General features: G+C 42.5%; 10 protein-coding genes and 2 pseudogenes. 10 read left to right on the top strand and 2 right to left on the bottom strand.

Translation table 11 applies throughout. The annotated features are described in order from the left end of the window. Nucleotides 1-326: transposase (locus tag BM241_RS11130; RefSeq protein WP_177206165.1), on the bottom strand; the 326-nt coding region annotated here is incomplete at its 3' end. A 74-nt stretch (nucleotides 327-400) separates the two neighbouring features. Here BM241_RS11130 and BM241_RS12265 point away from each other — a divergent pair. The 10 genes and pseudogenes from BM241_RS12265 to BM241_RS11185 all read left to right on the top strand — a co-directional run bounded on the left by BM241_RS12265 (nucleotide 401) and on the right by BM241_RS11185 (nucleotide 10955). Beyond that, a complete protein-coding gene (locus tag BM241_RS12265; RefSeq protein WP_025746792.1) occupies nucleotides 401-709 on the top strand; it encodes a hypothetical protein in 309 nt (102 codons plus the stop codon). 201 nt (nucleotides 710-910) lie between these two features. Beyond that, complete coding sequence (locus tag BM241_RS11140) at nucleotides 911-1975, top strand: energy-coupling factor ABC transporter permease (RefSeq protein ID WP_092282807.1); 1065 nt, start codon at nucleotides 911-913, stop codon at nucleotides 1973-1975. 39 nt (nucleotides 1976-2014) lie between these two features. Further along, nucleotides 2015-2824: a cobalt ECF transporter T component CbiQ gene (gene cbiQ, locus BM241_RS11145; protein WP_092282808.1), complete on the top strand. Its 810-nt coding sequence runs from the start codon at nucleotides 2015-2017 to the stop codon at nucleotides 2822-2824. Next, nucleotides 2825-3589: an energy-coupling factor ABC transporter ATP-binding protein gene (locus tag BM241_RS11150; protein WP_092282809.1), complete on the top strand. Its 765-nt coding sequence runs from the start codon at nucleotides 2825-2827 to the stop codon at nucleotides 3587-3589. It begins immediately after the preceding gene. Nucleotides 3590-3740: 151 nt separating this feature from the next. Next, nucleotides 3741-5189, top strand: a complete 1449-nt coding sequence (locus BM241_RS11155; RefSeq protein WP_092282810.1) for a glycoside hydrolase family 28 protein — start codon at nucleotides 3741-3743, stop codon at nucleotides 5187-5189. Nucleotides 5190-5208: 19 nt separating this feature from the next. Next, on the top strand, nucleotides 5209-5907 hold the full coding sequence (locus BM241_RS11160) for a rhamnogalacturonan acetylesterase (protein WP_092282811.1): 699 nt from the start codon (nucleotides 5209-5211) through the stop codon (nucleotides 5905-5907). 31 nt (nucleotides 5908-5938) lie between these two features. Beyond that, nucleotides 5939-7531 carry a glycoside hydrolase family 43 protein gene (locus tag BM241_RS11165; protein ID WP_025746786.1) on the top strand — a complete coding sequence of 531 codons (1593 nt, stop codon included), beginning with the start codon at nucleotides 5939-5941 and terminating at the stop codon, nucleotides 7529-7531. Nucleotides 7532-7733: 202 nt separating this feature from the next. Continuing rightward, on the top strand, nucleotides 7734-8093 hold the full coding sequence (locus BM241_RS11170; RefSeq protein WP_025746785.1) for a mannitol-1-phosphate 5-dehydrogenase: 360 nt from the start codon (nucleotides 7734-7736) through the stop codon (nucleotides 8091-8093). 1146 nt (nucleotides 8094-9239) lie between these two features. Then, a pseudogene (locus BM241_RS13235) lies at nucleotides 9240-10148 on the top strand (ATP-binding protein). A 39-nt stretch (nucleotides 10149-10187) separates the two neighbouring features. Beyond that, entirely contained in the window at nucleotides 10188-10955 is a 768-nt protein-coding gene (locus tag BM241_RS11185) for a tRNA (adenine-N1)-methyltransferase (RefSeq protein WP_092282812.1), read from the top strand. Between the two features lie 647 nt (nucleotides 10956-11602). On the opposite strand, the pseudogene BM241_RS13240 reads toward BM241_RS11185, so the two are convergent. Next, a pseudogene (locus BM241_RS13240) lies at nucleotides 11603-11851 on the bottom strand (hypothetical protein); the annotation flags it as partial.

Genomic DNA, 11851 nt, shown 5'->3' on the forward strand with positions numbered 1-11851 from the left:
ATAAGAAGGTCTGTATAGGATTCATCCACCCTTTTATACGGTTCAGGGAGGATGTGGGGTCTGAAATCGCCAGTGCGAGTTCTTGGGACAGAGATGTCCAGGTTACCCATAGGTGTACCAAGTTTTCTATCATAAAAGCCGTTGCCTTTGTCGTTCTCGTTTTTCAAGAGATAGATTTGGCGTTCAGACAACATAAACCAGTCGAGCAAATCCTCCAGCAACTTTTTGAGGGCAGGGCGTGATGGATCTGAATCAGAGCAATACTGGTTTAATACTTTTTCAACCGCCATATTTTTGACTGTTTCATAATAGGTATTTTTATCCATAATTACCAGCCTCCTTTGTGATTTTATTATACACCAGACACAATTTTATTTTAACACCCACAGCAAAAAGCGTAATGGGAACGACAAAGAGAAGGACAATAAAAAGGATAGTAAGTGGGAGGAAAAGGAGAACGAGTATAACAAGGGCAGTAGGAACGGTAAAGAGGGCTGGAACAATAAGGACAACGGTGGCGGCAGAGGAAGTTGGAGCAATAAAGCCAGCGAAGGCAACAAGGAGAGGAATGAGAATAATAGGGATAATAGAAACAGCAGAGGAAATAGTAGGAACGATAGAGACAAGAAAAATTATGGGTATAAAGCCGGCGAGAATCTTAGGCCTTCCATTTTGGCGTTGCGATGGCAAAAAGCCTTTGGACGATTGAGGACTAGATTAGATCTGGATTGAAATGATTAAAGTAAGGCCTTGACAATACATGATGAGTTGTGATAAGTTTTATTTAAATTGAAACCATGAAGGTTTCTGAAAGGGTATATCAAAAATTTTGTTTGATAACCCATGAAGGGGTATAGAGATGCCAAGTCTTGCCTTTTATGGGTTATTTTCTTTTAGAGGAGCTGATGTTATGCACATGGCTGATGCCTTGATTTCACCGGCCGTTGGTGGAACCATGCTGGCGGTTACCGCCGGGGTTGCAGCCTATTCTGCTAAAAAGGTTCAAAATGATATGGATGAAAGTAAAATTCCTCTTATGGGAGTTATGGGTGCCTTTGTCTTTACGGCACAGATGATCAATTTCTCGATACCTGGTACTGGCTCCAGCGGACATCTTGGAGGAGGAATGCTGCTGGCCATACTTTTGGGGCCTTATGCGGGATTTCTTACCATGGCTTCCATTTTACTTATACAGGCTCTGTTCTTCGGCGATGGTGGATTGCTGGCTTATGGCTGCAACGTCTTTAATCTTGGCTTTTATACCTGCTTTGTAGCTTATCCATTTATTTATAAAAAATTTGTGCGCAAAGGCATCAATCCGAGGAACATTTTTGCAGGATCTATGGTTTCTTCGGTGGTTGGGCTGCAGCTCGGGGCTTTTAGCGTTGTGGTTGAGACGCTTTTATCCGGGAAGACCGAACTGCCCTTTGGTCAGTTCCTGTTGTTCATGTTACCCATACACCTTGCCATTGGGGTAATTGAAGGGCTGGCTACCGCGGCAATAGTTACCTTTATATGGAAAGCCAGGCCCGAAATACTGGAGCGAGCGGTTGTCGGCGAAACTCTAAGAGGAGTGCCCATCAAGAAGGTCATGGTAGGGTTGGCGGTTGTAACGGTTATAGTTGGCGGGTTGCTTTCATGGTTTGCTTCTGCCAATCCCGATGGCTTGGAATGGTCTATCGAAAGAGTAGCCGGCACAGCTGAACTGGAATCCGCAAGTGGCATTCACCGTATATTTTCTGAAATTCAAAACAGGGTCGCGTTTCTTCCCGATTATGGGTTTAAGACAGTTGAGGATGACACTGCAGGGCAACCGGTTGAGGAGGATGAAAGCTCCTGGCCTTCGGTTGATGCCGGAACTAGCGTATCCGGCATAGTGGGAGGAGCTATTACGCTTGTGCTGACCGTAATTTTGGGATGGATTATAAACGTATCCAGAAAAAGGAAGAGTAAAGCCACTAAAGCTGTTGCTTAATGAAGCTGCTTTAATATTTTTCATTTGGGGAAGGCTCGTATGTCAAATATTACAAATTCGTTATATGATATGGGATTGCTGGATGACCTGGCCAGAAAAAAGACCTTCATCCACCGCATCCATCCGGTGATGAAGCTGCTTACCACCATCGTTTATATAGTTGTGCTTACCTCGTTTGAAAAACATGAGGTTAGCGCTGTTTTGCCTTTTGTCTTTTATCCGGTTTTCATTATTTCTTTTGCCGAGATACCAGTAGTACCCGTCTTAAAGAGGGTATTGCTTGTCCAGCCTTTGATCATAGGGATTGGTATATTAAATCTTTTATTTGACACTTATATCGTTATGCTGGGGAATATCGCCATTTCAAGGGGATGGCTTACTTTTCTATCCATCCTTATAAAATCCAGCTTAGTGGTGATGGTTAGCATTTTATTGGTAGCAACTACGGGTATGGACAGAGTGGCAGTTGCATTACGGATGCTAAAAATTCCAAAGGTTTTTGTCCTGCAGCTTCTATTGATGTATAGATATATATGGTTGCTGATTGAAGAGGGTTTCCGGATGGCCCAGGCCTATTCCTTGCGGGCGCCGGGCCAAAAGGGGATAAAGATGAATGATCTGGGCTCCTTCTTGGGGCAGATGTTGCTAAGAGCTTTTGACAGGGCACAAAGGGTATACCAGGCCATGAACTTGAGAGGTTTTACGGGGGAGTATAATGCTGGCGATGTGTTAAAGGTAAGGTTTAGGGATGTGTTATACTTTGTGGCATGGAGCTTATTCTTCGTTATTGCTCGAATCTATAATATTGCCGCGTTGATAGGAGCATTGTTTACAGGAGTAGGTAGATAGATGAGCTATCATAAACTTGAAGTTAGAAATTTATATTTTTCATATCCGGATGGGCATGAAGCTGTGAAAAATGTGTCTTTTACAATTTATCACGGAGAATCTGTAGGTTTAATCGGTGCCAACGGGGCTGGAAAGTCTACGCTGTTGATGCTGCTGGTAGGCCTTTTACTTCCCGATCAAGGAGAAGTGCTGGTTGGAGATGTCAGACTAACAAAAAAGACGTTATCTGCTATACGCCAGAGGGTGGGCTTTGTCTTCCAGAATCCCGATGATCAGCTGTTTATGCCTACCGTGTATGATGATGTGGCCTTTGGACCCCGGAATTATGGGCTTGATGAAGATGAAGTAAAGCTCAGAGTGGAAAGAGCTTTGGAAATGGTAGGGATACCTCATCTGCGCGACAGGGTACCCTTCAGATTATCAGGAGGAGAAAAACGGGTAGTTGCAATCGCATCTGTTTTATCGATGCAGCCTGACATACTGATAATGGATGAGCCAACATCTGCCCTTGACCCCAAGTCGAGGCGGATGGTCATAAATTTGCTTAAAGGCTTTGATCACACCAAGATAATCGCCAGCCATGATTTGGATATGGTGCTTGAGACATGTAGGAGGGCGATTGTGCTGAATGAAGGGGAAATAGCGGCGGATGGCATGGCCGAGGAGATCTTGCGCGACAAGAAGTTGCTTGAAAGCTGTGGACTGGAGATGCCCCTTTCCCTTCAAAGGTGTCCCGTATGCGGTACTTCCAAAAAGCCTTTGTAAAGCGGTGACGATGGCATGAGCGCTGATTCCTTCGTTTACTTGCCTTCGATTCTTTTGTCGATAGAGAATTGACCGAAAGGTGGACAATTATGCCGAGGGATGACAAAAGTCGATGGAAAGTTCGATGAAAAAATGAAGGAAGGTGAGACGAATGAAATACTTCGAGATGCCCTGTGTACAAATTCCAACTTTTCCGGATAGGGATTTTGTAATAACCAGTTACGGTGCGGTGGGAGATGGTATACACCTAAACACGCAGGCTATTGCTAAGGCGATCGAGGAGTGCAGTTCTAGCGGAGGAGGAAGGGTGGTAATACCCCCAGGGGTGTGGTTAACAGGCCCTATTACCTTAAAAAGCAATGTGAATCTCCATCTTCAAAGAGGAGCAGTAGTGGTATTCACCTCGGATTTTAATGATTATCCCGTTGTGATGTCCCATTTTGAAGGGCAGCAGACATTTAGATGTATGTCTCCAATAAACGGTGAAAATTTGGAGAATATTGCCATAACCGGCCAAGGAATTTTTGATGGCCAGGGCCAGGCTTGGAGGCCGGTCAAGAAATATAAGATGACCGATAACCAATGGAATGAACTCATCAATGCGGGCGGATTTGTGGATGAAAACGCTATGGTTTGGTGGCCCTCAAAGGAGGCAATGGAAGGAGCTCAATATTTTAAAAACCATAATGGTAAAATAACATCGCTTGAAGATGCAAAAAGATACAGGGATTTTTTGAGGCCTAATCTGTTGAGCTTGGTTAACTGTAAAAAGGTATTGTTGGATGGCCCAACTTTTCAAAATTCTCCGGCATGGAATCTCCATCCTGTAATGTGCGAACATGTGACCATTCGAAATGTGACCGTAAGAAACCCCTGGTATGCCCAAAATGGGGATGGCCTGGATCTAGAGTCATGCAAAAATGTCGAAATATATAATTCAACATTTGACGTAGGCGATGATGCCATATGCATGAAATCGGGCAAAGACGAGGAAGGTAGAAGAAGGGGAAAGCCATGTGAAAATGTGAGGATATATAATTGTACCGTCTATCACGGTCATGGCGGTTTCGTAGTGGGAAGCGAGATGTCCGGAGGAGTAAGGAATATCCACGTGTCCAACTGTACTTTTATTGGGACCGATGTAGGGATAAGGTTCAAGAGTAGAAGGGGCAGAGGTGGGGTCGTGGAGAACATCTACATAGAGAACATCTATATGAAAGACATAGTGGATGAAGCCATTATCCTTACCATGTGGTACGGCCATAAGGCACAGAATGCAGATGATGCGAAATATTTACGACCTACCGAAGAAACTCCTGAGTTCAGAAATATTATGATTAAAAATGTAGTTTGCATGGGGGCGGGGAGAGCGATTCAGGTTAGCGGCTTACCCGAGTTGCCCATAAATAGCATTTATTTTGATGATGTGATTGTAACTTCAGAAAAGGGCGTGGAGTGCGTAAACGCAACGGATTTGTTTTTTAGAAATGTTAAGCTTAAGATTGAGAAAAAGCCCGAACTGGTGTTTGACAATTGCAAGAGGATAGAAATGGTAAATGTAGTGGATCCAGATGGCAATGATATAAAATTAAACCAGTAAAGGATGGGGGGCATAAAAATTGTCTACAAGCGGTCGAAAAGAGATTGCGATTTATATTGCTGGCGATTCTACAGCAGCTAATAAAACCCCTGATGTGTTTCCTGAAACGGGATGGGGACAGGTAATCGGGGATTTTTTTAATGAAAACGTAAAAATAAATAACCACGCGGTAAACGGCCGTAGTTCAAAGAGCTTTGTGGAAGAGGGCAGATTAGAGGCCATTTTGAAAGAGATAAAAGCAGGCGATTATCTATTTATCCAGTTTGGCCATAATGATGAAAAGGAACATGATCCTTCGCGGTATACCGAGCCACAAACCACCTATAAATATTATTTGAGGTTGTTCATCGAGGGAGCCCGCAGCAAGGGAGCTTATCCGGTTCTTTTAACCCCTGTTAACAGAAAGCTGTTTGAGAATGGCAGGATTATTAACACCCACAGGGAATATTGTAAAGCCATGAAGGAGCTAGCTTTGGAGTTGAATGTACCGCTTATCGACGTGTGTGAAAAGAGCAGAAAGCTATTTGAAGAATTGGGCGAAGAAAAGACCAAGGAGATTTTCCTGTGGGTTGAACCCGGCCAATATCCAGCCTATCCGAAAGGGAAACAGGATAATACTCATTTTTCCAGGCAAGGTGCCATTGAAATAGCCAAGCTTATCGTCGATGGCATTAAAAACGATATAGATTTGCCTTTAAAAAATTTTTTAAAGGTGTAGCTTTTAAGGATATGGGATGGAGGAACTTTTCATGCACATAGAAGATAAAATAGCTCTGTATAGAAAAAATGGCTTTCCTAGAGTATGGATATCTGATCAGGGTGATGGTACTTACATAAACCCTATACTTTATTTGGATTATTCCGACCCAGACATCATAAGGGTAAAAGATGACTTTTTTATGGTAGCTTCCAGCTTTAACTGTATACCAGGGTTACCCGTATTGCATTCAAAGGATCTGGTGAATTGGAAAATAATCAATTATGTAATCGACAGGCTACCTTTTCCAGAGTATGACAAGCCCCAGCACGGCAGGGGAGTGTGGGCTCCTAGCATTAGATACCATGATGGGTATTTTTGGGTATATTTTGCAATGCCCGATGAAGGCATCTTCATGAGCAAGACCAAAGACCCATGGGGTAAATGGGAGCCTCTGGTGTGCGTTAAAGAAGTCAAGGGATGGATTGATCCCTGCCCATTCTGGGATGATGACGGAAACGCCTATCTGGTCAACGCATTTGCCAGGAGCAGGATTGGATTTAAAAGCGTTCTTGCCATAAACAAGATGAAGCCAGATGGTACTGCTCTTCTTGATGAGTTTCGAATTGTGATCGATGGGAATGTCAATCATCCCACCATTGAGGGACCTAAAATGTACAAGAGAAACGGATATTATTATATCTCAGCTCCCGCCGGGGGAGTTTCAATGGGCTATCAGGTTGTGTTGAGGGCAAAACATCCCTATGGGCCTTATGAGGAGAAGATCGTGCTCCATCAGGGAAACACTCCTATCAATGGCCCCCATCAAGGCGGATGGGTGGAATTGGAGAACGGAGAGACGTGGTTTGTACATTTTCAAGATGACGACGCTTACGGCCGCATCGTTCACCTGCAGCCGGTGAAATGGGTGGATGACTGGCCATTGATGGGAATTGACGTCAACGGCGATGGGATAGGCGAGCCGGTCATGAGATATACAAAGCCGAACGTGGGGCGAGCATATGATATTGAAGTGCCCGATACAAGCGATGATTTTGACGGCAATGTTTTGGGCTTGCAATGGCAGTGGCATGCCAACCCAAGGGACGGATGGTATTCCCTTGTAGAGAGGGAGCACCATATAAGGCTATATATGACAAACGAATTGAGGGGGATAAGGAAAGTATTATGGAATGTGCCCAACCTCCTTTTGCAGAAGTTTCCGGCTCCTGAGTTTGAGGTGACAACCAAGCTGGAATTCAGCCCCCAGATCGATGGAGATCAGGCTGGATTGGTTATAATGGGGATGGAATATGCGGCTGTTGTGGCAAAAAAGGTGGCTGGCCATATCCAGATTTGTCTTATCAAGGGAAACGGGCCCCAGCAGGAGGAACGGCAGATAGAAAGCCACGATATTGGCTCATCGAACCTCATCTATTTGAGGGTGACCGTAAGGAAAAAAGCTAGGTGTACTTTTAGTTATAGCCTGGAGGGAGAGAATTTCATCTCCATAGGCGATGAATTTATAGCCAAGAAAGGCCACTGGATCGGAGCCAAAGTAGGGATTTTTGCCAATAACTATCATTTTGAAAACAGCAAGGGCTTTGCCGATTTTGATTGGTTTTTAGTGGATAGGGCAGAATGAAAAGTAAGAACAAAAGATCCCGGCAATTTAATAAATGCAATAAATGCAACGCTTTTGGTTTCTTTTTGCGCTTACTCATGGTATTTGGGTTTATATAGAGGTGGTAAGTTTGCAAATGCTGTTGCCTGACACTGTATAATGGCTATAGGCGTATCAACTAGGATTAAAAACATGAAAGAAATTGTAGAGTTCATGGGTGAATATGACTAAATTTACTTTATGGATCGATATGATTTCATCCTACAAAAGGAAGGGGCTTGTTAAAGATGAACTGGGGGATGGGGAAAAGCGCTATGTGGATGAATTGGTAGGTTTTGTGGAGGCATCTATTGGGAGAATGGTACCGGTGATGACTCCCGAAATGCAAGAGGGTAACATCCTCAGGATATGTACCGAGGAATATGGTGAATTGCCTGTGGACAGGGATGGTTTTAAAGGGGAAATACCGGACATCAAGGGCATGATAGCATTTAGTCCCTTTGAATATTACATTCAAAGGAAGTTATTTATTCATAATATGGGACATGTTAACAAACATACTTTTTATTTACGACGACCCTGATTACATTCGGAAGTTCCTCAGGACGGTTTTGCAGGATGCGGATTTTAAGGCATGAAGTTTATGATCTCGGTAACACTTTGGCGTTGTTTACTTTAAAAATACGCTCATCTATCTCGTAAAAGGAAATTACGAGGAGAGACGTTTTTTCTGGACACACTTGGTATGATGTCTCTTCTGAAATGTGAATTGTTGGGATTTTTCTATAATCAAAATCAGCCAGTGAGAGGGGGTAGGGACAGTAACCTATGCATGACAAGCCTGTCTAACATTGGCGATGAACACCTGATTCCACAACGAGGCTTACTGGATATGATATATGTAATCTCAAAAGCAGGAAAACCGCTAATGTCAACTGAAAGGTACGGCAAAGTAAGGCGGTTTTTAAAGCAAGGGTTTGCAAAGGTAGTCAAACGAGGGATGTGGTATTAAGAGAAAACACAACCGGTGATGTAAAATTTCAGTAGATAATAGCAGGGAAATAGGGATAGATATAAGAGAAGAAGAGACATCATCGGGGAAACAAACAAAACCAAGCTAAAAGAAGCATGAGGTCTCATAATAGATATTCGCCAAATGATGCCTTATTGCTTTCTCTTACAGGTTTGCATGTAATAAGGTAACTGCCGTGACATATGTGGTAAGGCTATATTATTGAACGGTGGGGGCTCATCAGGGAAAATTCTTTTGGACTTATCTACTACATCTTGACACGGACGTTTATCCAAATGTTGTTGAAAATTCTTGTATTACTTTGGTATAATTCAGCAGGGGGTGGTCATACCGACAGAATTTTTGACAACCCACTGGGTTACATCTTGATTCGGACACCTACCCAGGGGGTGCTGTAGCTCTTGTGGGGGGCAATATAAACCACAAGGTGCGTGCCGAATCCGTAGTAACCCTATAGTGCTGTATTGTAAAGCTAAGGCCATACCCGGGAACCAGGGTAAGTAAGGGCAAAACCCTTCCGCCCTGGTATTTCGTCTTGTGTGGAAGACCCCAAAAGCAAGAGTATGTGGTATGACCAACCTCATTACAGGGATAAACGGTAAAAAAGAGGAGAAAAGAAAGGTGTCAATTTTGACTGTTAAGAGAAAATAAAATTGAGGTACTGTAATCAATATCTACAGAAGAAGGGGGATACAATTGCGTTGTCGTCGTTGTGGTGAAAAAGCAGAGATATCTTTAAAGAGACATAATGCAATATTTTGTATTAATTGTTTTCAAGTTTACTATTCAAATCAAGTGCTCCGAAACATAAAACGAGAAAAGATGTTTAATACCGACGATCGGATTTTGGTGGTTGTATCTGGCGGAAAAGACAGTATGGCCTTATGGTATATTTTATTAAAAATGGGATATAATGTAACAGGAATGCATATCAACGTGGGTATAGGAGAATATTCGGCTAGATCGCAGGAAGTAGTAGAACATTTTTCACAAAAACATAATGCTCCCGTTATAATTAAAAATACCGAAAAGGAATTTAATTTTAACATACTTGACCTTGCGCGACAACTAAAACGGAGTACATGTTCCATATGCGGTGCGATAAAAAGGTACCTTTTTAACAAGGTGGCCCTCGATGAAGGGTTTGATGTTGTTGCCACGGGACATAATCTGGATGATGAAGCGGCAACTCTTTTGGGTAACGTATTGAGTTGGCAGGAGGGCTATCTTGCCAAGTAGTCACCTGTACTTCCCAGTACTCATCCGAAACTAGTCAAAAAGGTAAAGCCGCTTTATACTCTAACTGAAAAGGAAAATTTGGCTTATGTAACATACAACGGTATTGAATTTTTCCAAGGTAAATGTCCACTTGCTGTAGGAGCAAGTTCGATACTTTATAAAGAAGTTTTGAACAGGCTAGAAGAAGAAAGTCCTGGTACTAAACAACGTTTTCTCATTAACTTCTACAAGAAAGGGAGAAACTATTTTGAGAAAGAGTCAGGCACTGTTCAGCTCAAAGAATGTAGCCTCTGTGGTCAAGTGACCACTGCAGAGGTTTGTTCATTCTGTCGATTGCGAAAAATTGCAGAAAGGAAGGAGAATTAACCGGAGAAATAGACAATTATTGAAATAAGGAGGGTGAGAATGCAATCGGGATTTTCTACAAAAAGGGTGATAATCGGGCCGGATGGTTTTAAAAAGGTCGTGGACATTGCATCGCCAAATAAAGTAGGGCTTCCCAATGGACAAATAGATTCAACTGAGCTTGCCGAAATAAAGCCTGGGAATAGCTTTGAAATAAAGGACACGGTTTATTACGTTTTAAACTGCGATACTTACGATTACGTGATGCATTACTTAAAGCGCAAGACGCAGGTTGTCTATCCCAAGGAAGGTGCTTATATTCTCATGCGTCTTGATGTCTTCCCTGGAAAGCGCGTAGGCGAGGCGGGGACAGGCTCTGGAGCTTTTACGCTATGCCTTTCTAGGGCTGTGGGACCTCAGGGCCAAGTGTATACCTACGAACAGCGAGAGGATTTTTACAAGCTTGCAGAAAAAAATTTAAAAAACTTTTTGGAATTCGATAACGTAATAATGTATAATAAGTCTATTGAGGAAGGTATTCAGGAAAGAGATTTAGATGCCTTTTTTCTAGATGTACGAGAACCGTGGGAAGTTATACAAATAGTACGGGAAGCGCTAAAGCCGGCAGGACACCTTGGGATTATCGTTCCTACTACAAACCAGGTTTCCCAAACTTTAATCTCTTTAGAAAAGAACAGCTTCTATATTTCGGAAGTTGTGGAGATCATGATGAGAAAATATAAACTAGTGCCTGAAAGGCTAAGGCCCAAAGATCTAATGGTAGGCCACACCGGTTATTTAATTTTTGCAAGAAAATTGGGCGAATGAGCAACACTGTACAAAGTAAGAGTTTTTCTTTATCGTTTTCTCATAATTCATCGATTACCTCGATTTTTTAAATAGTTTTTCCAATTCTGTTTTAAAGCAGCAACAATTTCATCGTGTTTGCTGCTGTAGATGATTTTTTCGCGGTAGGCACGAGCGAAGGCAGACCGGGCTTCAGCATAGGCAACTTTAAAGGTGGCAACTAATTAAAGAGTTTTGCAGGGTTTCTTGGACCAGAGGAGTTTCCTTATCGGTTGATATACAGTTTAACTAATGCGCTTGTATCAAGATATACAATCATTCCCTGACCTCTGATACGAAATCTAAAACACTTCTAGACTCTAAATTGCAATATTAAATGCAACACTTTTTGAAAAAAGTATGATATAGATATCCAAATTTTTACTTTTTCATTTGTAAAGCCTTATGGTGTCAAGGAAAGGGTGGAGATTTTCGAGCGTAAGCGAGAAAATACTACCCGACCTTGACACCATTTAACAGATGATATAATTGTTTCCAAGCCAGTTGGCATACCTGCCCACTTGGCCTTAATTGTATTCTATCATCCTAACTCTTTCGATCTCTACGTCAGCTTACTTCAACAAATAGCCCTTCTAACAAATAGCCATTCTAATGTTTTGCCTTTTCTCTTACAGATTTCTAACAGTTCCCTGTAGAAACATTCGTCTTTGCCTCTCATTGCTTCCCCTTTCCCATGACGAGTAAGGATGGCTAAAATATGCTTCGCTTCTCAAGCTCTCTAAAAGGGCTGACAGCTCACTAAACTCTGAACCGTTATCAGCTGTTATGCTCTTGAATACCTCTTCAAATATCTCCCCATAGTAAGCTTTAAGCCCCATAAACACTCTCTTTACTGCCCGACTTTCCTTCGATCCTAA

The organism is Caldicoprobacter faecalis (assembly GCF_900115765.1).
Lineage (GTDB): Bacteria > Bacillota > Clostridia > Caldicoprobacterales > Caldicoprobacteraceae > Caldicoprobacter > Caldicoprobacter oshimai.

Bases quoted from the DNA above. Each gene is read 5' to 3' on its own strand.
- BM241_RS11155 (WP_092282810.1), top strand. From the start codon at position 3,741: ATGAAATACTTCGAGATGCCCTGTGTACAAATTCCAACTTTTCCGGAT.
- BM241_RS11140 (WP_092282807.1), top strand. From the start codon at position 911: ATGCACATGGCTGATGCCTTGATTTCACCGGCCGTTGGTGGAACCATG.
- BM241_RS11170 (WP_025746785.1), top strand. From the start codon at position 7,734: ATGACTAAATTTACTTTATGGATCGATATGATTTCATCCTACAAAAGG.
- BM241_RS12265 (WP_025746792.1), top strand. From the start codon at position 401: ATGGGAACGACAAAGAGAAGGACAATAAAAAGGATAGTAAGTGGGAGG.
- BM241_RS11185 (WP_092282812.1), top strand. From the start codon at position 10,188: ATGCAATCGGGATTTTCTACAAAAAGGGTGATAATCGGGCCGGATGGT.
- BM241_RS11165 (WP_025746786.1), top strand. From the start codon at position 5,939: ATGCACATAGAAGATAAAATAGCTCTGTATAGAAAAAATGGCTTTCCT.
- cbiQ (WP_092282808.1), top strand. From the start codon at position 2,015: ATGTCAAATATTACAAATTCGTTATATGATATGGGATTGCTGGATGAC.
- BM241_RS11150 (WP_092282809.1), top strand. From the start codon at position 2,825: ATGAGCTATCATAAACTTGAAGTTAGAAATTTATATTTTTCATATCCG.